Origin of the sequence: Kitasatospora sp. NPDC057223, from assembly GCF_042669755.1 — a bacterium.
Classification (GTDB): Bacteria; Actinomycetota; Actinomycetes; order Streptomycetales; family Streptomycetaceae; genus Kitasatospora.
Window position 1 is genome coordinate 26,082 of the sequence record NZ_JBHUWW010000062.1, and the last position, 23,789, is coordinate 49,870.

Consider the following 23,789-nt stretch of genomic DNA (forward strand, 5'->3'; position numbering starts at 1 on the left):
GCAGGCCGGCCGGCGATGCACCCGGGTGGCGGACAGCCCGCCACCGGCCGCAGGGCTCAGAGGCTCAGCTCGAACCAGACGATCTTGCCCTTGGGCGTCCGGCGGCTGCCCCAGCGCTCCGCCAGCAGGCTGACGAGCTGGAGGCCGCGGCCGCCCTCGTCGGTCTCCTGGGCCCGGCGCTGGCGCGGCTGGGCGTAGCCGTCGTCCCAGACCTCGCAGACCACCGTGCGGTCGAGCAGCAGGCGCAGCCGGATGTCGCCCCGGCCGTGCCGGAGCGCGTTCGTGACCAGCTCGCTGACCAGCAGCTCGGTGGTGTCGACCAGTTCGTCCAGGCCGCGCACCAGCAGCCAGCCGCAGGCCAGCTCACGGGCCTTGGCGACCGAGGTGGGCTCGGGCGGCAGCTTCCAGTCGCCCACCGAGTCCTCGGGGAAGGCGTGCACCTTGGCCATCAGCAGGGCGATGTCGTCCTCGCCGTGGTGCGGGTTGAGCTCGCCGAGCACGTGGTCGCAGAGGTCCTCCAGGCCCTTGGTGCCCTCCGACAGGGCGGCCCGGAAGGCCCGCAGGCCCTCGTCCAGCTGGTGCTTGCGGGACTCGACCAGGCCGTCGGTGTACAGGCCGAGCAGGGCGCCGTCCGGGAGGGTCAGCTCGACCTCCTCGAAGGGCTCCCCGCCGACGCCCAGCGGCAGGCCGGGAGCCACGTCGATCATCCGGGCGGGCTCGCCGGGGCTGAGCAGCACCGGCGGGAGGTGGCCGGCGTTGGCGATCGTGCAGCGCCGGGTGACGGCGTCGTAGACGGCGTACACGCAGGTGGCGAGGTAGACCTCGCGGGCCTCCTCGTCGGCGGGCGAGGTGAGCCGGCCGAAGGGGGTGGTGCCGGCGGCCGGCGCGGAGTCGTCACCGAGGTCGCGGGCGATCTCGTCGAGGGCGGTGAGCACCTCGGCGGGGTCGAGGTCGAGCATCGCCAGGGTCCGCACGGCGGTGCGCAGCTGGCCCATCGCGACGGCGGCCCGCAGGCCGCGGCCCATCACGTCGCCGATGACGAGCGCGGTGCGGTTGCCGGGCAGCTGGATGACGTCGAACCAGTCGCCGCCGACCTCGGTGTTGTTGTTGCTGGGCAGGTAGCGGCAGGCGATCTCCAGGCCGCTGGCGGCCGGGTTGCCCGGGGGCAGCAGGCTGCGCTGGAGGATGAGCGCGCGCTCGTGCTCGCGGCGGTAGAGGCGGGCGTTGTCGATACAGACGGCGGCGCGGGCCACCAGCTCCTCGGCGATCGCGACGTCGCGGGCGTCGAACGGCTCGCTGCCGATCGCGCGGGACAGCTGGACCAGGCCGAGCACCTGGTCGCGGGCGACCAGCGGGACGATCAGGGTGGAGCGCAGCAGCGGGTCGGGCCCGGGCTCGGGGACGACGCTGCGGCCGGTGCGCAGTGCTCTGGCGTGCGGGGAGCGGCGCGGGTAGCAGAGCGTGCCGCCGGCTTCGGCGACCGGGAAGCCCGCGACCGAGCCGAGCACCGAGGAGACGCCGCCGACCACGCTGGAGACGGCGACCCGGCGCAGTTCGCCGCAGCCGTCCGAGGCGGACTCGCCCAGCCGGCCGCCGCGCGGGGCGGACTCGCCGACCAGCAGCGCGGTGTAGAGGTCGACGCTCGCGGTGTCGCAGAACGGCGGGACGACGACGTCCAGCAGCTCCTTGGCGGTGGTCTCCAGGTCGAGGGTGGAGCCGATGTGGGCGCTGGCCTCGTTGAGCAGCGCGAGGTTGCGCCGGACGCCGTCGGCCTCGCGCTCGGCGACGTGGCGGCTGGTGACGTCGGAGACCTGCCCGGCGACGCCCATCGGGCGGCCGGCGGCGCCGTCGAGGCGGTACAGCGAGATCGCCCAGAGCCGGTTGCCCTCGGCGGGGACGCCGTGCAGGCGCAGGTCGAAGACCGGTTCGCCGCTGTCCAGCACCTTGCGCAGGGCGACGGACAGGCGGTCCGCCTCGGAGGCCGGGAAGAGGTCGTGCGGGCTGAGGCCCTCCAGGTCGTCCGGGGCGAGGCCGACGCCGGAGGCGAAGGCGTCGTTGACGCGCTGCAGGCGCAGCCGGGCGTCGAACAGGACGAAGCCGGTCGGGGTCTGCCCGAAGACGGCCTCGGAGGCGGCCAGGTCGGTCTCGATCCGGCGCAGCCGGCCGAGGTCGACGGCGAGGCAGGTGGCGCCGGCCGCCGGGAGGGCGCTGTCGGGCATCAGGTAGAGCTCGGCGAGGCCCTCGGCGCCGGTGGCGTCGCGGTAGGGCGCGGTGCCGACCCACTCCTCGCCGGCCAGGATGCTCTCCAGCCGGGCGCGGCCGCGCTGCCACAGCTCGCGGGGCACGAACGCGGTGATCGGGTCGGCGCCGACCGCCTCGCCGGCGGGGAGTCCGAAGAACTCGGCGGCGCGGTCGCTCCACTGGCTGATCCGGCCGTCGGAACCGATCGCGAAGGTGGCGACGCGGATGTAGTCGTAGATCGAGCCGGGCTCGCCGTGGCCCCACCGGGAGCGGTCCGCCGCCGTCGCCCTGGGCAGGCCCGGTGCGGTGGACTGTCCGGGCACGGCGACATGACCGCTGCTGCTCGGCGCGCTCCGCGCCGGGGTGCTGTTCAACGGACCGACCCCTCCAACCCGCGACCGTCCGGATGTCGAGAAGACCGAGTATTCATCATCCAGGGGTGACCGCACACGCCCTCAACATCACAACATCAGATCGGGTGGAGGTTTTTGTTCCACCACCCGCGCAACCACAATGCCACGCTCGCGCCCCCAACCGGAGCGCGCGCCCCCTGCGGCCGCCACCTGGCATGTCATGTCCCGATCTACTCGCGTCACGTCCCGTCCGGCTCCATACCCGGGAGCGCCAGTTCGAACCAGACGACCTTGCCGATCCCCTCGGCCCGGGTGCCCCAGCGCAGCGCCAGGCGGCGGACGAGTTCCAGGCCCCGCCCGCCCTCGTCGGCCTCGGCGGCGTGCCGCTCCTTGGGCGGATCGGGCAGCGGGTCGGAGATCTCCACCAGCAGCGTCCCGCCCAGCGTCAACCGGACGCCGATCGGTGCGCTCGCATAGCGGACGGAATTCGTGACCAGCTCGCTGACCAGCAGCTCGGCGGTGTCGGTGAGCTCCTCGATGGCCCAGTCGGCCAGCGTGGCGCGGACCAGGCGCCGGGCGCGGGAGACGGCGGTCGGCTCGGCCGGCAGCGTCCAGCCGGCGGTCGGGGTGCCGACCTGGCCGTGCCCGAGCCGGGCCAGCAGCAGCGCGACGTCGTCCGGCTCGCGGCCCTGCTCCATGGTGCCGAGGACGGCCTCGCAGGCCTGCTGGATCGACGCGTACGGCGCCTCCAGGACGGTCAGCAGCCGGCCGAGGCCGACGTCCAGGTCCTTGTCCCGGGATTCGACCAGGCCGTCCGTGCAGAGCGCCAGCAGGCTGCCCTCGGGGATCTCCAGTTCGACCGACTCGAACGGGACCCCGCCGACCCCGAGCGGCGCCCCGGACGGCAGGTCCAGGATCCGGCCGTCACCGCCGGGCAGCGCGCCGCCCGTCCTGGTCGGCGCGGCCGTCCCGCGCGGGACGATCAGGACCGGCGGGATGTGCCCCGCCTTGGCGACCACCAGCCGGGCGGTGGCCGGGTCGAAGACGGCGTAGACGCAGGTCGCCAGCAGGGCCTCGTCCGGGCTCTGCGCGAGGTCGTCGGTCAGCTCGTGGACGTGCCGCAGCAGGACGTCCGGCGGGAGGTCGAGGCCCGCCAGGGTCCGGACGGCGGTGCGCAGCCGGCCCATCGTCGCGGCGGCCCGCAGCCCGTGGCCCATCACGTCGCCCACCACCAGGGCGGTGCGGTCGCCCGGCAGCGGGATCACGTCGAACCAGTCGCCGCCGACCTCGGTCCCGCTGCTGCCCGGCACGTACCGGTAGGCCACCTCCACCCCGGTCGGCTGCGGGACCTGCTGCGGGAGCAGGGTGCGCTGCAGGGTGAGGGCCGCGGTGCGCTCCCGGGCGTAGAGGCGGGCGTTGTCGAGCGAGCTGCCGGCCCGGTCGGCGAGCTCCACCGTGAAGGCCAGGTCGTCGCGGTCGAAGCCCTCGCGGTAGCCGGCCCGGCTGACGAGCAGGAGGCCGATCACGATCCCCCGGGCCCGCAGCGGCACCACCAGCATCGCGTGCACGCCCAGGTCGTGGGCGGCCTGCATCTTCGGGTCGCCCGGGTAGGTGACGTCGCTCAGCTCGTCCGCGCCGGAGAGCAGCTCCGGCACACCGGTGCGCAGGACCCGCCCGCAGGCCGAGTCCTCGGCGAAGGTGATCCGGGCCCCCCGGCGGAGCATCACCTCGACCTCCGGGCCGTCCTGGACGGAGGCCGTACCGAGCTGGAGCAGCGAGGTGCGGCGGTCGTGGCCGTGCCGGGGCAGGTCGTCGCCGTGCGCGACGGCCTGCAGCAGGATCACGGCGGCGTGGTCGCTCAGCCGGGGCACCACCGCGCTCGCCAGCTCCTGGGCGATCCGGGACGCGTCCAGCAGGTCGCCGACCCGGGAGCCGAACTCGTTGAGCAGCGAGAGCCGGCGGCGCGCGTGCTCGACCTTCGCCACCGCCCGGTAGCGCTCCGTCACGTCCATCACCGTGCCGGAGATGCCGAGCACCTTCCCCGCCCGGTCGGTCATCCGGCTGTACGAGATCGAGCGGAAGCCGCCGCGCGCCGTCACCGGCGAGGCCAGCGTCACGTCGATGACGGGCTCGCCGGTGGCCAGCACCTGGCGCTGGATCGCGGTGATCTCGTCGGCGGCGCGCTCCGGAAGGGTCTCGCCGGTCGTCCGGCCGACGTGCTCGTCCACGGTGACGCCGTTCATGTCGGCGAGGGTCTGGTTGACGGCCGTGTAGCGCAGATCGATGTCGAGCACGGCGATGCCCAGCGGTGACTGCTCGAACAGCGCGTCGCGCACGGCGAGATCCCGCTCGACCGCCTGGACCGTCGTCGCCTCCGCCAGGGCCACCTGGAGGAACGGCGTGCCGTCGCCGTCCACCAGCAGCGAGATCCTGGTCTCCACCGCGACGCCCCGCCCCTCGCGGTGGCGGATCTCCGCCAGCCCGTGCCACTGCCCGCTGCGCAGCGTCTCCTGGATGGCCGCCCTGGTCCGCGCGACCTGGCGCTCGTCGTCCAGCAGCTCGTCGATCCGGCGGCCCACCAGCAGCTCGCTCGGCCAGCCCAGCAGCTCCTCGGCGGCGGGGCTCCACAGCACCACCCGGGCGGAGGTGTCCAGAATCGCGATGGCCACCTTCACCACGTCGAACAGGCTGCCCTCGGTGTGCCGGCCGAACCGCTCCCGCGCGGGCGCGGCCCCCGGGAACGGCTGGGCCGGACGGCCCCGGGTACCGGGCAGCGGCGGGGCGGCGGCCACGATCGGCAGGGTCGGGCGCGGGCCGGCGTCCACCTCCCTGCGCCGGGCGGCGGGGCCGCCCCGCCGGGCGCTGCGGCGCAGCCGGGCCCGGGCCGAGGCGCCGCCGCCGGCGCGTCCCGGCCCCCGTCGGGGAAGGCCCCGGGCGCGCTGCTCCCCCTCGCCGTTACCCGTACTCGACACCGACGGGGCCTCCGCCTCTCGGGACGCGCACCCCGGCGGGGCGCCGGGGCACAGAATGTCGTGGCCGTTCCCTGGTGATGACCGGCGCTGCCGGTCGGACCCGGCTCACCGATGGTGACGAATGCTGCCGAACAGTGACATACCCAGCAGAAACCCAGGCTATCCCGGCAGCTGGTTCGTCTTTTCCGATTGGCCTACCTGGCCTACAGCGGCAGCGCGTCGCGCTCGGCGAGCAGCCGGGCGACGTGCGGAAGGACCTCGCGGTCGTGGTCCAGCCAGTCGAGGCCGGCGAGTTCGCCCGGGCCGACCCAGCGCAGCTCGGAGTGGTCCTCCAGCGGCTGCGGGTCGCCGGACAGCAGGTCGGCGGCCCAGAACCGCAGCTCCAGCCCCGCGCGGACCGTCCAGCTGCCGGGCAGCCGCCGCAACGCCCTGGCCCGGACGCCCAGTTCCTCCAGCAGTTCGCGCTCCAGCGCCTGCTCCTCGGACTCCCCCGGCTCGGCCTTCCCGCCGGGGAACTCCCAGCGCCCGGCGCATTCGGGCGGGGCGCTGCGCCGGGCGGCGAGCACCCGGCCCCGGTGGATGAGTACGCCGCCGACCACGATCCGGTTGTCCATACGGCGACCCTATGCGGCGCGGCCGGCTACTCGCGCTGACCACGGGCGGCACCGCCGGACCCGGCCTCGCGCTCCACCCAGTAGAGCTGCTTGTGGCCCCGTGCCTCGAACTCGGCGGCCAGTTGCTCGGCCTGCGCCTCGGCCAGTCCGCCGGCCACCAGGTAGCGGTTCCCGTTGTCGTCCTGGCGCATCACGCGGTACTCCGGCGTCCCCATACCCGGGAGGGTAGCGGGCCCGGCCTGCGTGGGGGTCGGGCCGGGCCCGGCCATGACGACGACGCTACGGCGCCCCCGCTACCGGCAGGTACGGTACGGGTTAACAGCAGGTAAGACGGCGCCGCCGGGGCCGCCTCGCCCCGGCGGTCCCGGCTCAGACCTGGAGGTCGCCCGCCTGCTCGCCGGTGGACAGGCCGAGCGCCGCCCGCAGGTCCCTGGCGTCCTCGGACGAGCGGTTCACCAGCCTCATCGCCTTGTTCACCGCCGTGTCCAGCGCCGCGTCGTCGGCGGCGGCCACGGCTGCCTGCCAGGCCGCGAGGGAGTCGTTCTTCCCGGCCAGCATGGCGTCCGCCGGGCCCTTGGCGGCAGCCGGCCAGCTGACCGCTGCCAGCCGGTCGGCCTCGTCCTGGGTGGCCTTGAGCATCGTCGCGGCCCACACACGGTAGTCCTCCGGGGCGTCCTCGACGTCGTCCAGCGGCATCGCGTCGACGGCCTCGTTGAACGGCTTCACGGCCTCCAGGTAGCCGAGCTGGGCCGCACTCAGGGCGGCGCGGTCCGTTCGGACGGAGCCCGAGTGGGTGCCGTCCGGATCCTCGAAGACGCAGGTCAGCAGCGTGTTGGAGGACTTCCAGAGCCCCTTGGTCGGGTACAGGTACGCCTGGGAGACGCCGTCCGGCAGCGCCCAGGCGTCGAGGGCGTACTCGCTGAAGACGGGCGCGCAGAGCGTGTCGGCCGTCCGGCGGATCTCGCTCTCGCCCGGGTAGCCGCCGTCCGTCGCGGCCGGGATCCGGACGGTGCCGGCCACCTCGGAGTGGTGCGGGAGGGTGCAGGACACCTTGGCCACCCAGGCGACCTTCTCGGTGTCCCGGTCATCGCCGGGCGCCGGGTTGTAGCAGTCGCCCCGGGTGAGGTCCTGCCAGGAACTCGTCCCGCGCGGCGCCCACGGCCCGCCGGTCGGGCCCCCCGCCGTCCCGTTCTCGTCGGCGATGATGCCGATGACCAGCAGCAGGGTGAAGATCATCCCGAGGACGGACAGCAGGACACCCGCGACCGCCATCCCCCGGCCCCGGTCGCGCCGCTTGGAGATCTGCACCAGCGAGACGATCCCGAGCACCAGGCCGACCGGCCAGATGCAGGTCAGGCTGGTGACCAGGGAGGCGATGGCGAGCCCGTTGGTCTGCTGCGGCGGGTAGGCGTACGGGCCCTGGTAGCCGGACACCGCGCCCGGGGTGACGGCGCCCCAGCCGGTCGGGGGCGGGGCGCCCCAGGCGGCCTGCGGCCCGGCACCCCCGGCAGGCTGCGGGGCGGCGCCCCAGGCGGGCTGTCCGGCCGCCTGCGGGGGCGCCGGCGCACCGGCGGGAGCGCCGGTCGCCGCACCGGCCGGCGCACCGGTCGGCGGGGCCCACGGGTCGAACTGCTCCGGGGCGGCGGGCCGGGGGCCGGGCGCGGCCGCAGCGGGCTCCGGAGCACCGGGCTCGGGAACCCCGTCCTCGGGGACGCCGGGCTCGGCCTTGGACAGGTTCGGTGACACGTTGGTACTCCCCCGACCCGCCGGGCGCGGGCACCAGTTCGACGGCTGACGGCCGCGCGACTCTATCGGACGGCCACGCCGCCCCCGCACCCGCCCGGCACTCCGTCCGTCCCCGTCCGACCCGCGCCCGCACTGCCCCGGCGGGGCCTCACCCGCGGGCCAGCACCTCCCCGTGCAGCACCGCGAACCAGCCGTCCTCCGCGGCCGCCCACTCCCGCCAGGCGGCCGAGATCCGCTCCAGGCCGTCCCGGGTGGCGAAGCCCTCGGCCAGGGCCGCCCCGGCGATGGCCGACTGCAGGATGCGGTCCGCCCACATCCCGCCCCACCAGGCCCGCTGCTCCGGTGTCGTGTACGTCCAGGTGGAGGAGCCGGCCTCGATGTCGGTGAAGCCCGCCGCCCGGGCCCAGGACAGCAGCCGCCGGCCGGCGTCCGGTTCGCCGCCGTTGGCACGGGAGACCCGCTGGTACAGCGCCGCCCACTCGTCCAGGCCGGCCGGCTGCGGGTACCAGGTCATCGCCGCGTAGTCGGCGTCCCTGGCGGCGACCGTGCCGCCCGGCGCCGTGACCCTGCGCATCTCGCGCAGCGCCGCCACCGGGTCAGCGACGTGCTGCAGCACCTGGTGGGCGTGCACCACGTCGAACCCGCCGTCGGGGAAGCGCAGTTCGTGGACGTCCGCGACCTCGAACACGACGTTGTCCAGACCGCGCGAGGCGACGTACCCGGCGGCCTGCTCCAGCACCTGGGCGGAGGTGTCCACCGCGACCACCCGCCCGGCCGGGCCGACCAGCTCGGCCAGGTCGGCGGTGATGGTGCCGGGCCCGCAGCCGACGTCCAGCAGGGTCTGTCCGGGGCGCAGTGCGGGCAGCAGGTAGGCCGCCGAGTCGGCCGCCGTGCGGGAGCGGTGCGAGCGCAGCACCGACTCCTGGTGGCCGTGGGTGTAGGCGTGCTGATGGTCGGTCATGGGACTCCCCCTCGGGTCGGGGCCGGATTCTGCGACGGCTCCGACGCTACTCCGCGTCTCGGACTCTGAGAATATTCGTCTCGCATGTAGAGACGATTTTCACATCGACTACATCCGGCGGGCAGTCGTACGGAAGAATCGGGGCATGGGAAAGACCTACGAACGGATCGACGGCAGGCTGCGCGAATTCATCGAGAGCCAGCCGGTGTTCTTCGCCGCGACGGCGCCGCTGGCGGGCGACGGCCATGTCAACGTCTCCCCCAAGGGGCGCTCCGGCACCCTGGCCGTCCTCGACGAGCTCACGCTGGCGTACCTGGACTTCGGCGGCAGCACCGCCGAGACCATCGCCCACCTGCGCGAGAACGGGCGGATCACCCTGATGTGGTGCGCCTTCACCGGGCCGCCCACCGTGGTGCGGGTGCACGGTCGCGGCGAGGCCGTCTACCGCGACGACCCGCGCTTCGCCGGCCTGCTCGGCCACTTCGACCCGGCCGCCGACGGCGGCGGCCTGCGGGCGGTCGTCCTCGTCCACGCGGAGCGCGTCAGCGACTCCTGCGGCTTCGCCGTCCCGCTGATGGACTTCCGCGAGGACCGCGACCTGCACAACAACTTCTTCGACCGCAAGAGCGAGCCCGAGTTCGCGGCGTACTGCGAGGGCAAGGACCACGTCGGCACCAGCATCGACGGCATGCCCGCACTGCCTCTCCCGCTGCCGCCGCGCCCGCCGCACCCGCAGGCCGTCTGAGCGCCTACCGTCCGGGCGCATGCGGGTGCCCCCGCCGGAGTCGCTCCGGCGGGGGCACCCGTACTTCCGTGACTACGGGTTGACGGTGAACCAGGTCGAGCGGGACTTCTTCCACTCGGGGTGGGTCAGGTCCTTGGCCTCGGTGCCGTCGTTGTACAGGTCGGCCGAGCCGTCGTCCGTGATGAGCTGCACCCGGGCGCCCGGGACGGTCAGGTCCGGGACGTCCACCACGGCCTCCCAGCCGCCGGCGTCGCTGGTCGGCAGGTCGAGCAGCTTCACCGGCGCCGAGGCGGCGAGGCCGTCCCAGCGGTAGAGCGCGTACGGGTCGGAGTTGTCGTCGGCGGCCCAGGAGCCGGCCACGATCAGGTACTGCCCGGCCGCGTTGCGCCGGATGTCGCGCACGGACAGCCCGCCGAGGTTCAGCTCGATCGGCGTACCGAACGTCGCGTGCACCGAACCGCCCGGCAGCTGGTTGAAGTTGGTGACCGGCACCAGCAGCGCCTTGCCGTTGGTGACGGCCGGCGCCAGCGGGGCGCGGAAGCCGACGAACGCGGTGGTGGTGCTGCCCGGGGCGAACTCCAGGCCCTCGACGTTGAAGCCGTCGATCTGCTTGGGGATCTCGCCGGCGGCGGCGCCGGCCGCGAAGCCGTAGTGGTTGCCGTTCGCCTTGTCCCAGGCGATCAGGTCGTCCCGCAGGCCGGTGTACTTGCCCGCGAGGGTGAGCTGGGTGGCCGAGCCGGAGCCGGTGACCGTGGTGGCGAAGACGGTGCGGCGGTCGGCCTTGATCTCGCCGTCCTTGTTGTTGCCGAGCGAGCCCGTCCAGTAGATGGTGTTGCCGACCCGGGTCGCGCCCTCGATGTCGATCTCCTTGGAGACACCGAGCGCCGAGCTGAAGTCCCAGGTGCGGACGGGCGCGCCCGAGGCGTTGCGGTCGTACAGGCGCAGCACGTTGGACTCGTCGTCCGCCACCACGATGTAGCCGTTGCCGGCGTCCACCGCCGCCGAGGCGTCGCTCGACCCGGTCAGGTAGCGCGCGTCGGCGGAGAACTGGACGGCGGCGGAGGCCGCGTAGTGCAGCGTCTTGGTGGCCGTCTTGCCGCCGAGGCCGGTGACCTTGACGGTCAGGTCGGTGTAGCCGACACCCCGGGCCGCCACGGTGAGGGTGCGGGTGCCGGTGGTGCCGGCGACCGTGACGTCCGTGGTCTTCGCGACCGTGGTCTTCGTGCTGGCCGAGGCCGCGACCGTCAGCGCGGAGACGTCGGCGCCGCTCTGCGCGATCGTCACGGTGACGGTCGGGTCGCCGGTCGCGCCGACCGCGCCGGAGAGGTAGGTCGCCGAGAGCGCGATGGTGGGGGTGCCGTAGGTCACCGCGAACGCGGGAGCTGCGGGGAGAGCGATGGCGGGCAGTGCGGCGGCCAGGGTGAGCGCGGCGGCGAGACCGAGCGGACGGCGCGGGTACGACACTGGTGGGGCCCTTCTACGGCGAGGCGGTGCGGGACCGGACCAGGTTGCTGCCCCCGGGCGAACGCCGCCCCTACAGAACCGCACGCCTGGACGAACGCTGGCCCTCCGCCGGTAGCCGCCGGTACCCGCCGGCCGCGCCGCGACGGCGACGTACCGTTGGCGGTGCCCCCGAAGGAGAACGGATCCAGCCAGATGGCCCCCTCCCGCCCGTACGTCCTGCTGAGCGCCGCCATGTCGCTCGACGGGCACCTCGACGACACCTCTCCGGACCGGCTGCTGCTCTCCAACCCGGCCGACTTCGACCGGGTGGACGAGCAGCGCGCCGGCTGCGACGCGATCCTGGTCGGCGGCAACACGCTGCGCACCGACAACCCCCGCCTGCTGGTCAACGACCCGGCCAGGCGGGCCGCCCGGGTCGCGGCCGGGCAGCCCGCGTACCCGCTGAAGGTGACGCTCAGCGCGAGCGGCAGGCTCGACGCCGGCCTGCGGTTCTGGCACACCGGCGGCGCGAAACTGGCCTACACGACGGACGCCGGCGCACTCGGCCTGCGTCCGGCACTGGACGGCCTGGCGGAGGTGGTCGCGCTGGGGCCGGAGGTCGGGCTCGGCCCGGTGCTGGACGACCTCGGGGCCCGCGGGGTACGGCGGCTGATGGTCGAGGGCGGCGGCAGCGTGCACACGCAGTTCCTCGCGCAGGGTCTCGCCGACGAACTGCAGCTGGTGGTGGCCCCGCTGCTGGTCGGCCAGGCGGCGGCGCCGCGGTTCGTGAACCCGGCCGGCTTCCCCGGCGGGCCGGCCCGGCGGATGCGGCTGCTGGAGGCACGTACGGTGGGGGACGTCGTCCTGCTCAGGTACGCCCCGAAGGAGCCCGCCCCATGACCGCCGGCCAGCCGACCCCCGGCCACCCCGCCAGCCCCGGCCCCGCCGGTCCCGCCGGTCCCGCCGGCCGCAGGGCCGCCGACCTCGCGCTGCTCGGCCGCGCCGTCGAGCTGTCGAGGCTGTGCCCGCCGTCGGCGACCGCCTTCTCGGTGGGCGCGGTGATCGTCGGCGCCGACGGCGGGATCCTCAGCGAGGGGTACAGCCGGGAGGCCGACGCACTGGACCACGCGGAGGAGGCGGCCCTCGCCAAGCTCCCCGCCGGGGACGCACGGCTGCGCGGGGCGACGATCTACAGCTCGCTGGAGCCCTGCGGGCAGCGCGCCTCGCGGCCGCTCACCTGCTCGCAGCTGATCATCGCGGCCGGGATCCCCCGGGTGGTGGTGGCCTGGCGCGAGCCGGACCTCTTCGTCACCGGCTGCCAGGGCACGGCGCTGCTGGAGGCCGCCGGGATCGAGGTCGTGGAGCTGCCGGAGGCCGCCGCGGCGGCCAGGTCGGTCAACGCGCACCTGCTCGGCTGAACCGTTCCCGGCCATTTGTTTGTACCCTTGAGGAACAAATGGTTCGAACCACCGAGGAGCCCCGCCGTGCCCGCCATCACCGAACTGTCCACCCGCGCACTGCTGCTGGACATGGACGGCACCCTGGTCAACTCCGACGCCCCCGTCGAACGCTGCTGGCGCCGCTGGGCCGCTGAGCACCGGCTCGACGGTGACACCGTGATGGGTGTCGTGCACGGCCGCCAGGGTCACCTCTCGATGGCCATCCTGCTGCCGGACCGCCCGATGGAGCAGAACCTCGCGGAGAACCGCCGGATGCTCGCCGAGGAGACCGCCGACACCGACGGCATCGTCCCCGTGCCCGGCGCGCCCGCCTTCCTGGCCGCGCTGACCGGCCTGCCGCACGCCCTCGTCACCTCCGCCGCCGAGCCGCTGGCCCGCGTACGGATGGCCGCTGCCGGCCTCGCCCTGCCGCCCGTCCTGGTCACCGCCGAATCCGTCGGCGCCAGCAAGCCCGACCCCGAAGGCTTCCTCAAGGGCGCCGCCGCCCTCGGCTTCGCCCCCGCCGACTGCGTCGTCTTCGAGGACTCCGAGGCCGGCATCACGGCCGGCCTGGCCGCCGGCATGCGGGTGGTCGGCATCGGCCCCCGCGCCGCCGCCCACACCCCGACCGTCCAGGTCGACTCGCTGGAGCAGGTCCGGGTGCTCGCCGGCGCCGACGGCACGCTGACCCTGCGGATCGGCTGACGCCGGCCGGCCGGGCCGGCCCGAGAAGCGCCGGAGGGGCGCTCTCGTTCTTGTCCTCTGGTCCCGTCGGGTCAATGACGAGCACCGCTCGACCTACAAGGTCACCGAGGACTCGCTCCTGGTCGCCCGGTGCCGCTACTACTACGAGAACTGAGCCGAGGCCGCCCACCCGCTGCGCGCGGGACGGGCGGCCTTTCCGCAGCTGGTCTAGACGTTGAAGCGGAACTCCACCACGTCGCCGTCCTGCATGACGTACTCCTTGCCCTCGATCCGGGCCTTGCCCTTGGAGCGGGCCTCGGCGATGGAGCCGCAGGTGACGAGGTCGTCGAAGGAGATGATCTCGGCCTTGATGAAGCCCTTCTGGAAGTCGGTGTGGATCACACCGGCCGCCTCGGGGGCGGTGGCGCCCTTCTTGATCGTCCAGGCGCGGGTTTCCTTGGGACCGGCGGTGAGGTAGCTCTGCAGGCCGAGGGTCTCGTAGCCGACGCGACCGAGGGTGGCCATGCCGGTCTCCTCCTGGCCCATGGACTGGAGGAGTTCGAGGGCCTCGTCCTCGTCCATGCCGATCAGCTCGGACTCGATCTTCGCGTTGAGGAAGATCGCCTCGGCGGGAGCGACCAGGGCGCGCTGGGCGTCCTTGAACTCCTCGTCGGTGAGCTCGTCCTCGTCCACGTTGAAGACGTAGAGGAACGGCTTGGTGGTGAGCAGGTGCAGCTCGCGGACCGAGGAGGAGTCGAAGCCGGCCTCGAAGAGGGTCCGGCCCTCCTCCAGGATCTTCTGGGCGGCCTCGGCGGCGGCCAGCGTGGCGGCCGACTCCTTCTTGAGGCGCGACTCCTTCTGGAGCCGGGGCAGCACCTTCTCGATGGACTGGAGGTCCGCGAGGATCAGCTCGGTGTTGATGGTCTCGATGTCGTCCTTGGGCGAGACCTTGCCGTCCACGTGCACCACGTCGGGGTCGACGAAGGCCCGGATGACCTGGCAGATCGCGTCCGACTCCCGGATGTTCGCGAGGAACTTGTTGCCCAGGCCCTCGCCCACCGAGGCGCCGCGGACGATGCCCGCGATGTCCACGAAGTCGACCGTCGCCGGGAGGATCCGCTGCGAGCCGAAGATCTCGGCGAGCTTGTTCAGGCGCGGGTCCGGGACGCCCACGACGCCGACGTTGGGCTCGATGGTGGCGAACGGGTAGTTGGCCGCCAGCACGTCGTTCTTGGTCAGGGCGTTGAAAAGGGTCGACTTGCCGACGTTCGGCAGGCCGACGATTCCGATCGTGAGCGACATGAAGCGCAGTCCCGTGGGCTCGGAGGGAGTGGAGCGGCCACCGTACGGGCCGATCCCCCAGTCTACGGGCAGGTGCTCACCCGGCCGGTTCGGGCTCCGGGAACTCCGGCCCTGCCCCGAGGGCGCCGCCCGCCGCACTCCCCCGGACCGTACTGACGGACCATCATAGGACTACGCCGGACGGAGACACGGGGCAAGCTCCTGGCCGCCCATTACACAGTGTGGCGTTGATCGGACCGTACGTTGGGCTGGTGGAGCAGAGCATCCGTACCCAGCCGCCAGGGCCCAGACGCCGACCGCCCAACGGCGGCGCCGGGGCCGCCGTACCAGGACCCGGACGGGCCCCCGGGAAGCCCGCCCCGGACGAGCCCGCCGAGGCGGCCGCGCCCCGGCTGCGGCCCGCCTCCGGCCGGGACGCCGCGCGGCCGGGGGGAGGCCCCCGGCTGAAGCTGCGGCTCCCGCTGCCGCTGCGGCTGGGCGGCCGCAGCGCCGCCGGCCGGCCGCGCAGCGGGCGCCCCGCCCGGCTGACGGCGGTGGGCACCGGCGTGCTGGCCGTGCTGGCGACTCTGCTCGCGGCCGGGGTGGACCGGCTGGTGTTCGGCGGCCTGGGCGTGCTGTTCGGTCTGGCCTACCTGCTGATCTGCTTCCAGTTGGCCGTCCGGGTCCGCCCGGCGGACCTGCTGGCCGCCCCGATCAGCGGACCGATCGCGTTCGCGGCGGCGCTGCTGCTGCTCGGGCCGGTCTCCAGCACCGGTGTGACGGCGCAGGTGGTCGCCCTGGCGACCGGGCTGGCGGTACGGGCCGGGTGGCTGTTCAGCGGGACGGGTCTGGCCGCGGCGATCGTGCTGGCCCGGTTCGTGGCGCAGCGCCGGATCCGGCGCGGCCGCTGAGGGTCCGGCGCCGGGCGGCCCGGCCGGGGCTCAGTCCGCCCTGGCGGCTGCCATCGCCGCGCCGACGATGCCCGCGTCGTTGCGCAGTTCCGCCGGGACGACCTCCGCCTCGCGGGCCCGCAGCACCGGCAGGAACTTGTCGTGCTTGCGGCTCACTCCACCCCCGATGATGATCAGCTGCGGCGAGAACAGCCCCTCCACCAGGTCCAGGTACTCGTCCACCCGGACGGCCCACTGCTCCCAGCTCAGCTCGTGCCGCTCCCTGGCGGCGGAGGAGGCCCGGCGCTCCGCGTCCTTGCCGCGCAGTTCGAGGTGCCCGAGTTCGGTGTTGGGGACGAGCACGCCGTCGATGAAGAGCGCGCTGCCGATGCCGGTGCCGAAGGTGAGCACCAGCACCACGCCGTCGCGGCCCTTGCCCGCACCGTGGGTGATCTCGGCGAGACCGGCCGCGTCGGCGTCGTTGAGCACGGTGGCGGGCAGGTCGAGGGCCTCCCGGAAGAGGCCCTGGGCGTCCAGGCCGATCCAGTTGCTGTCCACGTTGGCGGCCGTCCTGGTGTGGCCGCCGACGACCACGCCGGGGAAGGTCAGCCCGACCGGGCCCTGGTGGCCGAAGTGCCCCACCACCTCGCAGACCGCCGCGACGACCGCCTCCGGGGAGGCCGGCCGGGGGGTCAGCACCTTGTGCCGTTCCTGCGCCAGGGTGCCGCGCTGCAGGTCCACCGGGGCACCCTTGATGCCGGACCCGCCGATGTCCACACCGAAAACCGTCGCCGTCATACGTCACTCCTGTCCACAGGCCTGTGCACAAAACGTACGAGAGCCGGGTCGGCCCCGCCTGCTGATACCCGCCGGCGGGCAGCACGACGCCCGGGGGCCGCGAGGGACTCCCGGGCGTCGTGAGGGCGCGGTGCGGGGCGGGGGCGCGGCTACAGCTTGCCGGCGGCCTCGGCGCGCAGGTCCCGGCGGAGCTCCTTGGGGAGCGAGAAGATCAGGTGCTCCTCGGCCGTCTTGACGATCGACACGTCGGCGTAGCCGCGCTCGGCGAGGAAGGCCAGCACGCCGTCGACCAGGATCTCCGGCACCGAGGCGCCGCTGGTCAGGCCGACGGTGGTGACGCCCTCCAGCCAGGCCTCGTCGATCTCGTCGGCGAAGTCGACCAGGTGGGCGGCCTTGGCGCCGTACTCCAGGCCGACCTCGACCAGGCGCACGGAGTTGGAGGAGTTCTTGGAGCCGACGACGATCAGCAGGTCGGCCTCGGGGGCCAGCTGCTTCACGGCCACCTGGCGGTTCTGGGTGGCGTAGCAGATGTCGTCGCTGGGCGGGCTGACCAGCAGCGGGAAGCGCTTCTTCAGCTCGCCGACGGTGGCCATCGTCTCGTCGACGGACAGCGTGGTCTGGGACAGCCAGACGACCTTGCTCTCGTCGCGCACGGTGACGTTCGCGACGTCCTCGGCGCCGTCCACCAGGTGGATGCGGTCCGGGGCCTCGCCCATGGTCCCGACGACCTCCTCGTGGCCCTCGTGGCCGACGAGCAGGATGTCGTAGTCCTCCTCGGCGAACCGGACGGCCTCCTTGTGGACCTTGGTCACCAGGGGGCAGGTCGCGTCGACGGTGGCGAGCTTGCCGATCTTCGCCTCGTCGTGGACGGACGGGGCGACGCCGTGCGCGGAGAAGACCACGATCGAGCCCTCGGGCACCTCCTCCGTCTCGTCGACGAAGATCGCGCCCTGCTTCTCCAGGGTCTGCACCACGTACTTGTTGTGGACGATCTCCTTGCGCACGTAGATCGGCGCCCCGTACTGCTCAAGGGCCTTTTCGACGGCGATGACGGCGCGGTCGACACCCGCGCAGTAGCCCCGGGGGGCGGCGAGCAGGACACGGCGCTGAGCAGTGTTGGACATGGCTCCCATGGTACGGGCCCCCCGGGCCGCGCCGACGGACGGCACGTCCCGGCCCGGGCCCGGCCCGGGTGCTCAAATGTGGAGTTTATGGACAGTGTGAGCGAGCGGACTGACCCCGGCGGCCTGCGGCGCAGCCTGGGCGTGCGCGACCTGATGGTGTACGGCCTGCTGTTCATCGCCCCGATGGCGCCGGTCGGCGTGTTCGGGGTGCTGGACGCGAAGAGCCACGGCGCGGTCGCGGCGGTGTACGTCGCGGCGACGGTTGCGATGGGCTTCACGGCCTTCTCGTACGCGCAGATGGTGCGGGCGGTGCCGCAGACCGGCTCGGTGTTCGCGTACGCCCGGGCCGGGCTCGGCGAGGGGCCCGGGTTCATCGCCGGGTGGATGGCGATGCTCGACTACCTGCTGATCCCGGCGGTGGCGTACCTGTTCTCGGGGATCGCGCTGAACTCGCTGGTGCCCGGCGTGTCGCGGTGGGTGTGGACGGCGCTGGCGGTGCTGGTCACCACGGCGCTGAACCTGATCGGGGTGCGGACGGCGGCCGTGGTGGGCTTCGCGGTGCTGGCGCTGGAGATCGCGGTGCTGGCGGTGTTCGTGGTGGCGGCCGTGGTGGTGCTGGTGCGGGACGGCGCCCAGCGCGGCTGGCTGTCACCGCTGACCGGTGTCGGAGGCTTCTCGTTCACGGCGGTGCTCTCCGCCGTCAGCGTGGCCGTGCTGTCCTTCCTCGGCTTCGACGCGATCGCCTCCTTCGTGGAGGAGGCGGTGGGCGCCTCGGCGGCCGTGGCGAAGGCGCTGCTGTGGTGCCTGGTGCTGGCCGGCACGCTGTTCATCGCGCAGACCTACCTGGCGGCGCTGCTGGAGCCGGACTCCCCGCAGCAGCTCGCCGCCGACCCGGCCGCCCAGGGCTCGGCCTTCTACCGGACGGTGGACACCGCGATCGCGCACTGGCTGCACACCCTGGTCGCGGTCAGCAAGGCGGTCGGCGCGGCCTTCGCGGCACTGGCCGGACAGGCGGCGGCCGGGCGGCTGCTGTTCGCGATGGGCCGCGAGGGCCGGCTGCCGCGCGCCCTGGCCGGCGTGGACGCCCGTTCGGGCGTGCCGCGCCCGGCGCTGCTGACGGCGGCGCTGATCACGATGGTCGCGGCGGTCTGGGCGGCCCGCCGCGACGACGGGCTGGACCAGCTCACCTCGGTGGTGGACATCGGCGCGCTCACCGCGTTCGTCCTGCTGCACGCCTCGGTGATCGGCTGGTACACCGTCCGGCAGGGCTCCCGGGACCGACTGCGGCACCTGGTCGTCCCGGCGCTGGGCATCGCGGTGATCGTCGCGGTGATCGTGGAGGCGGCGCACACCGCGCAGTGGGTGGGCCTGGTCTGGCTGGCCGCCGGGATCACCGTGCTGCTGGTCCAGGACCGGACCGCTGTCGGCAGGCGGCGCTAGCCTCGTCGGTATGTCCAACACCAGCTCACCCGAAGCCCCGATCCCGGTCGGCAAGGTCTCCGCGCTGATCGGCGGCTGGATCGAGCGCCTCGGCGCGGTCTGGGTGGAGGGCCAGATCACCCAGCTGAGCCGCCGGCCCGGTGCCGGGGTGGTGTTCCTGACCCTGCGCGACCCGGAGCGGGACGTCTCGCTGACCGTGACCTGCTTCCGCGCCGTCTTCGAGCAGGTCGCGGACGTGGTGCAGGAGGGCTCGCGGATCATCGTGCACGCGAAGCCCGAGTGGTACGGCGCGCGCGGCACGCTCTCGCTGCGGGCGGGCGAGATCCGGCTGGTCGGGCTCGGCGAGCTGCTCGCCCGGCTGGAGCAGCTGAAGCGCCGGCTGGCGGGCGAGGGGCTGTTCGCCGCCGACCGCAAGCGGCCGCTGCCGTTCCTGCCGCAGTGCATCGGCCTGGTGACGGGCCGGGGCTCGGCCGCCGAGCGGGACGTCCTGGAGAACGCCCGGCGGCGCTGGCCGGCCGTCCGCTTCGAGGTCCGCAACGTGCCCGTCCAGGGCGTCAGCGCGGTCGCCCAGGTCTCGGCGGCCGTCCGGGAGCTGGACGAGCACCCCGAGGTGGACGTGATCATCGTGGCCCGGGGCGGCGGCAGCGTCGAGGACCTGCTGCCGTTCTCCGACGAGCAGCTGGTCCGCCTGGTCGCGGCCGCCCGGACACCGGTGGTCAGCGCGATCGGGCACGAACCGGACCAGCCGCTGCTGGACTTCGTCGCCGACCTGCGCGCCTCCACCCCCACCGACGCGGCCAAGCGGGTGGTCCCGGACGTCGGTGAGGAGCTGGGGCGCGTCCGCCAGCTGCGCGACCGCGCCCGGCGGCACGTCATCGGCCGGGTCGAGCGCGAGCAGCACGGCCTGGACGGCGTCCGCAGCCGCCCGGTGCTGGCCGCCCCCGGCCGGCTGCTGGACGGGCGGACGCACGAGGTGACGGCCCTGCTGGAGCGGGCCAGGCGCACCCTCGGCCACCGGCTGGACGGCGCCGAGTCGGATCTCGGGCACACCCTGGCCCGGGTGGTGGCGCTCTCCCCCGCCGCGACGCTGGAGCGCGGGTACGCGGTGCTCCAGCGGGCGGACGGCACCGTGGTGACGGATCCGGCGCAGGTCGCCGCGGGCGACGGCCTGCACGCCAGGGTGGCGGGCGGCGGCTTCGGCGTGACGGTCGACGGCGTGCCGGTCGACGGGGGCGGGGGCGCGGCGCGGTAGGGCCCGTCGGCGCCGGTGCCACCGCGATGTCGGCGCCGCCCCCTACGCTGGCCCCATGGCAGAACAGGAGATCGAGCAGGGGATCGAGCAGCCGCGGACCGCGGACGACGCGCTCGGCTACGAGCACGCCCGGGACGCGCTGGTGGAGGTCGTCCGGCAGCTGGAGACGGGCGGCACGTCGCTGGAGGAGTCGCTGGCGCTCTGGGAGCGCGGGGAGCAGCTGGCGAAGGTCTGCCAGCGCTGGCTGGACGGCGCCCGGGCACGGCTGGACGCGGCACTGGCGGCGGAGGACTCCGTGACGGACGGTAATCGCTAGCCGACGCCGGTGATACGTGAGCCGGATCACATCGCCGACGGGGAACAGTTGAATATTCACTCATGTTGTGACGGAGTGACCGGCCGCCGCCGGCCGTGACTTCTCCCCACACGTGAGGTGCACCACCATGACGACTGCCGTCAACGACGCCCTGGTACTCGACGCCGCCGCTCAGGACCTGCTCTTCCGCGAGGCCCGCACGGCCAACACCTTCACCGACGAGCCGGTCAGCGACGAGCAGGTCCAGGCCATCTACGACCTGGTCAAGTACGCCCCCACCGCGTTCAACCAGCAGCCGCTGCGCGTCGTCCTGGCCCGCTCCACCGAGGGCCGCGCCCGCCTCGTCCAGCACATGGCGGACGGCAACAAGGCCAAGACCGAGGGCGCCCCGCTGGTCGCCATCCTGGCCGCCGACAACGAGTTCCACGAGGAGCTGCCGGCCCAGCTGCCGCACTTCCCGCAGGCCAAGGACCTCTTCTTCTCCGAGCGCCCGGTCCGCGAGTCCTCCGCGCTGCTCAACGGCGCCCTTCAGGTCGGCTACTTCATCGTCGGCGTGCGCGCCGCCGGCCTCGCCGCGGGCCCGATGACCGGCTTCGACGCCGAGGGCATCAACAAGGAGTTCTTCCCCGAGGGCGACCACTCGGTGCTGGCCGTCGTCAACATCGGCAAGCCGGGCGAGGACGCCTCCTTCGCCCGCTCGCCGCGCCTCTCGTACGACGAGGTCGTCACCACCGTCTGACCCGTCGGACCCGTTCGACCCGTCCGCCCGCGGACGGAAGGCCGACGGCCCGTCCACCCCGCACCGGGGCGGACGGGCCGTCCGCGTTGCGGGCAACGCCTGTCGGCGCCAAGGCTCCTGACGGACGGTCGCGGGGCCGAGGCAGCTGCCGAGCCGTCGGCGGCGCTCGCTACCCTGTCCCCTCGTACGGCCGTCCGGTCGTGCGTCACCAGGGGGAGTCCACCGTCATGCCGTCCCGCAAGCTGCTCGTTCCGCTGCTCGCCGCCACCGCCGTGTTCGCACTCGCCGCGTGCGAGCCCGACAACTCGGCCCCGTCCGACAGCGCGGCCGACGCCGGCCGCACCACCGCCGCCGCCCCGGCGCCCGCCCCCGTCTCGGCCTCGGCGAGCGCGCCCGCCCCGGCGGCGACCACCCGGGCGCCGGCGCCCGGCACGCCGTCGCCGGATCCGGCCGGCCAGGACCCGGCCACGTCCGACGACCCGGACCTGATCTGCCCCAGCCCCGGTGACCTCCCGGCCGGCCTGAAGATCGTCTACCCGTCGAAGGTGTCGGCCACCGCCCTCACCGCCAAGGAGACCAAGGCGGGCTGCGGCGTGAACGACGTCGTCTACCAGGCGACCGGCGCCGACAAGTCCTTCCCGCTGGCCACGGGCGCCGTCGCGGTGCTGCACTCGGTGGAGAACACCCTGGGCCCGATCACCGTCACCGTCGCCGAGCTGCAGACCCACATCGCGGACTGCGCCGCGCAGAAGCCGAAGCCGGCCCACCCCTGCTCCTCGGGCGACTACGAGATCACCTTGAACGCCGCCGGCAAGGTCACCCGCATCAAGGAGCGGCCGAGCTCCTGAGCCGCGGCCGGGCGGGGCCCTCCCCCGCCCGGCCCTACTTCAGCGCCTGCGCGAGCTCCACCAGCTCCTCGTACGAGGCGGTGCCGGTGACCAGCGTGGTCGCCGTCCCGGACTGCACCGCCAGGGCGCGCGCCTTCCCGCCCTGGACCCGGTCCCACGTCCGGCCGGCCACCGCCGCGCTGCCGTCCGCCGCGCCGCCGGCCACCATCCTGCCGAGCAGCTCGTCGCGGGGCGCGTCGCTCTGCTCGACGGCCGCGTACTGGCCGGAGGGGGTGACGAAGCCCAGGTGCCAGATGTTGTGCCCGTCGGAGCCGGTCTGCCGCTCGTCCGTGTACTGGACCGAGGTGGCCCGCCACTTCGCCGGCAGGCCCTCCGGCGACAGCAGGGGGTAGGGCGCCGCGCGCCGGGCCGACGCGGCCTCCACGCTGTACGGGACGGCGTGCACCCCGTCGCCCTCGGAATGCGGGACGAAAACGTACGCCACCGCGACCACACCGCCGACCGCCAGCATCGACAGGACCATGTCCCGTACCGACTGCCGGCTCCTGTTGCTGCTCTTGCCTGCCACCCCAACATGGTGACCCATCGCACCCCGGGCGCGGACACCCGGGGGTACCCACGGACGGGTGAACGGGGACAAAGCGCCCCGCGGCCGGGGGCAGCGGCGACCCGGGCCACAGACAGTGCTCCGGGGGCCGGATACGATCGCAGGACCCTCACCACGGCGTTCGACCGGGCAGTAGTCGGGCGCTTACCGGCCGTCGCGTACAGAGAGGTATCGACGATGACCACGCACGCTGTACACAGCAGTTTCCCCAACACCCTCCCGCAGTCCCTCGAGGTGGCCCCCGAGGCCCCCGACCGCAACCTCGCACTGGAACTCGTCCGCGTCACCGAGGCCGCCGCCATGGCGGCCGGCCGCTGGGTCGGCCGCGGTGACAAGAACGGCGCCGACGGCGCCGCGGTCAAGGCCATGCGCACCCTCGTCTCGACCGTCTCGATGAACGGCATCGTCGTCATCGGGGAGGGCGAGAAGGACGAGGCCCCGATGCTCTACAACGGCGAGCGGGTCGGCGACGGCACCGGCGCCGAGTGCGACGTCGCCGTCGACCCGGTCGACGGCACCACGCTGACCGCCAAGGGCATGGCCAACGCCGTCGCGGTGCTGGCCGTCGCCGACCGCGGCACCATGTTCGACCCGAGCGCGGTGTTCTACATGGACAAGCTCGTGGCGGGCCCCGAGGCCGCCGAGTTCGTCGACATCACCGCCCCGCCGGCCGTCAACATCCGCCGGGTCGCCAAGGCCAAGGGCAGCGCGGTCGAGGACGTCACGGTGATGATCCTGGACCGCCCCCGCCACGAGGACCTGGTCCGCCAGGTCCGCGAGGCCGGCGCCCGGATCAAGTTCATCTCGGACGGCGACGTCGCCGGCGCCATCATGACCGCCCGCGAGGGCACCGGCGTCGACCTGCTGCTCGGCATCGGCGGCACCCCCGAGGGCATCATCGCGGCCTGCGCGATGAAGTGCATGGGCGGCGTCATCCAGGGCCGGCTGTGGCCCAAGGACGACGCCGAGCGGCGCAAGGCCCTGGACGCCGGCCACGACCTGGACCGGGTGCTCACCACCAACGACCTGGTCAGCGGCGACAACGTGTTCTTCGTCGCCACCGGCATCACCGACGGCGAGCTGCTGCGCGGCGTCCACTACCGCCAGGAGACCGCCACCACCAGCTCGCTGGTGATGCGCTCCAAGAGCGGCACCATCCGGGAGATCAACTCCACCCACAAGCTCTCCAAGCTGCGGGCGTACAGCGCGATCGACTTCGACCGCGCGAACTGACCTCCCGACGGCGGACAGCCGGCGGAACGTGAACGGCAGCGGCCCCGGCGGAATCCTCCGCCG

The 23,789-nt window shown here is 74.0% G+C and carries 20 protein-coding genes and 2 pseudogenes; 11 read left to right on the forward strand and 11 right to left on the reverse strand.

Annotated features, from left to right (window positions below; all coding sequences use genetic code 11):
• Window positions 1-56: 56 nt before the first annotated feature.
• The 6 genes from ACFUK0_RS21915 to ACFUK0_RS21940 all read right to left on the reverse strand — a co-directional run bounded on the left by ACFUK0_RS21915 (window position 57) and on the right by ACFUK0_RS21940 (window position 8,887).
• The gene (locus tag ACFUK0_RS21915) at window positions 57-2,615 is read right to left on the reverse strand and encodes a SpoIIE family protein phosphatase (protein WP_380252689.1); all 2,559 of its coding nucleotides are present in this window, start codon (window positions 2,613-2,615) and stop codon (window positions 57-59) included.
• A 218-nt stretch (window positions 2,616-2,833) separates the two neighbouring features.
• Complete coding sequence (locus tag ACFUK0_RS21920; RefSeq protein ID WP_380252691.1) at window positions 2,834-5,566, reverse strand: SpoIIE family protein phosphatase; 2,733 nt, start codon at window positions 5,564-5,566, stop codon at window positions 2,834-2,836.
• Window positions 5,567-5,769: 203 nt separating this feature from the next.
• Entirely contained in the window at window positions 5,770-6,180 is a 411-nt protein-coding gene (locus ACFUK0_RS21925; RefSeq protein WP_380252693.1) for an NUDIX domain-containing protein, read from the reverse strand.
• Window positions 6,181-6,206: 26 nt separating this feature from the next.
• Window positions 6,207-6,395 (reverse strand): SPOR domain-containing protein, encoded by a 189-nt coding sequence (locus ACFUK0_RS21930; protein ID WP_380252695.1) that lies wholly within the window; start codon window positions 6,393-6,395, stop codon window positions 6,207-6,209.
• Between the two features lie 154 nt (window positions 6,396-6,549).
• Entirely contained in the window at window positions 6,550-7,926 is a 1,377-nt protein-coding gene (locus ACFUK0_RS21935; protein ID WP_380252697.1) for a DUF4190 domain-containing protein, read from the reverse strand.
• Between the two features lie 148 nt (window positions 7,927-8,074).
• The gene (locus tag ACFUK0_RS21940; RefSeq protein ID WP_380252699.1) at window positions 8,075-8,887 is read right to left on the reverse strand and encodes a methyltransferase domain-containing protein; all 813 of its coding nucleotides are present in this window, start codon (window positions 8,885-8,887) and stop codon (window positions 8,075-8,077) included.
• 145 nt (window positions 8,888-9,032) lie between these two features.
• Here ACFUK0_RS21940 and ACFUK0_RS21945 point away from each other — a divergent pair, with 145 nt between their 5' ends.
• A complete protein-coding gene (locus tag ACFUK0_RS21945) occupies window positions 9,033-9,632 on the forward strand; it encodes a pyridoxamine 5'-phosphate oxidase family protein (RefSeq protein WP_380252701.1) in 600 nt (199 codons plus the stop codon).
• Window positions 9,633-9,704: 72 nt separating this feature from the next.
• Here ACFUK0_RS21945 and ACFUK0_RS21950 read toward each other — a convergent pair whose 3' ends face one another.
• Window positions 9,705-11,096: a DUF3616 domain-containing protein gene (locus ACFUK0_RS21950; protein WP_380252703.1), complete on the reverse strand. Its 1,392-nt coding sequence runs from the start codon at window positions 11,094-11,096 to the stop codon at window positions 9,705-9,707.
• Window positions 11,097-11,288: 192 nt separating this feature from the next.
• Between ACFUK0_RS21950 and ACFUK0_RS21955 the strand changes: the two are divergent.
• From ACFUK0_RS21955 to ACFUK0_RS21965, 3 genes and pseudogenes are all read left to right on the forward strand, one after another.
• A pseudogene (locus tag ACFUK0_RS21955) lies at window positions 11,289-12,493 on the forward strand (dihydrofolate reductase family protein).
• Window positions 12,494-12,559: 66 nt separating this feature from the next.
• A complete protein-coding gene (locus ACFUK0_RS21960; protein WP_380252705.1) occupies window positions 12,560-13,219 on the forward strand; it encodes an HAD-IA family hydrolase in 660 nt (219 codons plus the stop codon).
• Window positions 13,220-13,244: 25 nt separating this feature from the next.
• Window positions 13,245-13,373, forward strand: a pseudogene (locus ACFUK0_RS21965) (type II toxin-antitoxin system YoeB family toxin); the annotation flags it as partial.
• Between the two features lie 53 nt (window positions 13,374-13,426).
• Here the strand turns inward: ACFUK0_RS21965 and ychF are convergent.
• Complete coding sequence (gene ychF / locus ACFUK0_RS21970) at window positions 13,427-14,500, reverse strand: redox-regulated ATPase YchF (protein WP_380252707.1); 1,074 nt, start codon at window positions 14,498-14,500, stop codon at window positions 13,427-13,429.
• A 251-nt stretch (window positions 14,501-14,751) separates the two neighbouring features.
• Between ychF and ACFUK0_RS21975 the strand changes: the two genes are divergently transcribed.
• Window positions 14,752-15,390 carry a DUF6542 domain-containing protein gene (locus ACFUK0_RS21975; RefSeq protein ID WP_380252709.1) on the forward strand — a complete coding sequence of 213 codons (639 nt, stop codon included), beginning with the start codon at window positions 14,752-14,754 and terminating at the stop codon, window positions 15,388-15,390.
• A 30-nt stretch (window positions 15,391-15,420) separates the two neighbouring features.
• Here ACFUK0_RS21975 and ppgK read toward each other — a convergent pair whose 3' ends face one another.
• Together ppgK and ACFUK0_RS21985 are read right to left on the reverse strand one after the other, a co-directional pair.
• Complete coding sequence (gene ppgK / locus ACFUK0_RS21980) at window positions 15,421-16,167, reverse strand: polyphosphate--glucose phosphotransferase (protein ID WP_380252711.1); 747 nt, start codon at window positions 16,165-16,167, stop codon at window positions 15,421-15,423.
• Window positions 16,168-16,316: 149 nt separating this feature from the next.
• Entirely contained in the window at window positions 16,317-17,300 is a 984-nt protein-coding gene (locus ACFUK0_RS21985) for a 4-hydroxy-3-methylbut-2-enyl diphosphate reductase (RefSeq protein WP_380252713.1), read from the reverse strand.
• A gap of 78 nt (window positions 17,301-17,378) precedes the next feature.
• On the opposite strand from ACFUK0_RS21985, the gene ACFUK0_RS21990 reads away from it, so the two are divergent.
• From ACFUK0_RS21990 to ACFUK0_RS22010, 5 genes are all read left to right on the forward strand, one after another.
• Window positions 17,379-18,731, forward strand: coding sequence for an APC family permease (locus ACFUK0_RS21990; RefSeq protein WP_380252715.1), 1,353 nt, complete (start codon window positions 17,379-17,381; stop codon window positions 18,729-18,731).
• Window positions 18,732-18,741: 10 nt separating this feature from the next.
• Window positions 18,742-19,983, forward strand: a complete 1,242-nt coding sequence (xseA, locus tag ACFUK0_RS21995) for an exodeoxyribonuclease VII large subunit (protein ID WP_380252717.1) — start codon at window positions 18,742-18,744, stop codon at window positions 19,981-19,983.
• 55 nt (window positions 19,984-20,038) lie between these two features.
• The gene (locus tag ACFUK0_RS22000; protein ID WP_380252719.1) at window positions 20,039-20,299 is read left to right on the forward strand and encodes an exodeoxyribonuclease VII small subunit; all 261 of its coding nucleotides are present in this window, start codon (window positions 20,039-20,041) and stop codon (window positions 20,297-20,299) included.
• 127 nt (window positions 20,300-20,426) lie between these two features.
• A complete protein-coding gene (locus tag ACFUK0_RS22005; RefSeq protein WP_380252721.1) occupies window positions 20,427-21,038 on the forward strand; it encodes a malonic semialdehyde reductase in 612 nt (203 codons plus the stop codon).
• Between the two features lie 227 nt (window positions 21,039-21,265).
• A complete protein-coding gene (locus ACFUK0_RS22010; protein WP_380252723.1) occupies window positions 21,266-21,886 on the forward strand; it encodes a hypothetical protein in 621 nt (206 codons plus the stop codon).
• A 34-nt stretch (window positions 21,887-21,920) separates the two neighbouring features.
• On the opposite strand, the gene ACFUK0_RS22015 is transcribed toward ACFUK0_RS22010, so the two are convergent.
• Window positions 21,921-22,454, reverse strand: a complete 534-nt coding sequence (locus ACFUK0_RS22015) for a DUF4245 domain-containing protein (protein ID WP_380252725.1) — start codon at window positions 22,452-22,454, stop codon at window positions 21,921-21,923.
• A 216-nt stretch (window positions 22,455-22,670) separates the two neighbouring features.
• Here ACFUK0_RS22015 and glpX point away from each other — a divergent pair, with 216 nt between their 5' ends.
• Window positions 22,671-23,726: a class II fructose-bisphosphatase gene (gene glpX, locus ACFUK0_RS22020; protein ID WP_380252727.1), complete on the forward strand. Its 1,056-nt coding sequence runs from the start codon at window positions 22,671-22,673 to the stop codon at window positions 23,724-23,726.
• Window positions 23,727-23,789 lie beyond the last annotated feature (63 nt).

Coding starts and splice junctions, on each gene's coding strand:
- glpX (WP_380252727.1), top strand. CDS start 22,671: ATGACCACGCACGCTGTACACAGCAGTTTCCCCAACACCCTCCCGCAG.
- ACFUK0_RS21940 (WP_380252699.1), bottom strand. CDS start 8,887: ATGACCGACCATCAGCACGCCTACACCCACGGCCACCAGGAGTCGGTG.
- ACFUK0_RS22000 (WP_380252719.1), top strand. CDS start 20,039: ATGGCAGAACAGGAGATCGAGCAGGGGATCGAGCAGCCGCGGACCGCG.
- ychF (WP_380252707.1), bottom strand. CDS start 14,500: ATGTCGCTCACGATCGGAATCGTCGGCCTGCCGAACGTCGGCAAGTCG.
- ACFUK0_RS21925 (WP_380252693.1), bottom strand. CDS start 6,180: ATGGACAACCGGATCGTGGTCGGCGGCGTACTCATCCACCGGGGCCGG.
- ACFUK0_RS21990 (WP_380252715.1), top strand. CDS start 17,379: ATGGACAGTGTGAGCGAGCGGACTGACCCCGGCGGCCTGCGGCGCAGC.
- ACFUK0_RS22010 (WP_380252723.1), top strand. CDS start 21,266: ATGCCGTCCCGCAAGCTGCTCGTTCCGCTGCTCGCCGCCACCGCCGTG.
- xseA (WP_380252717.1), top strand. CDS start 18,742: ATGTCCAACACCAGCTCACCCGAAGCCCCGATCCCGGTCGGCAAGGTC.
- ACFUK0_RS21930 (WP_380252695.1), bottom strand. CDS start 6,395: ATGGGGACGCCGGAGTACCGCGTGATGCGCCAGGACGACAACGGGAAC.
- ACFUK0_RS21945 (WP_380252701.1), top strand. CDS start 9,033: ATGGGAAAGACCTACGAACGGATCGACGGCAGGCTGCGCGAATTCATC.
- ppgK (WP_380252711.1), bottom strand. CDS start 16,167: ATGACGGCGACGGTTTTCGGTGTGGACATCGGCGGGTCCGGCATCAAG.
- ACFUK0_RS21985 (WP_380252713.1), bottom strand. CDS start 17,300: ATGGGAGCCATGTCCAACACTGCTCAGCGCCGTGTCCTGCTCGCCGCC.
- ACFUK0_RS22005 (WP_380252721.1), top strand. CDS start 20,427: ATGACGACTGCCGTCAACGACGCCCTGGTACTCGACGCCGCCGCTCAG.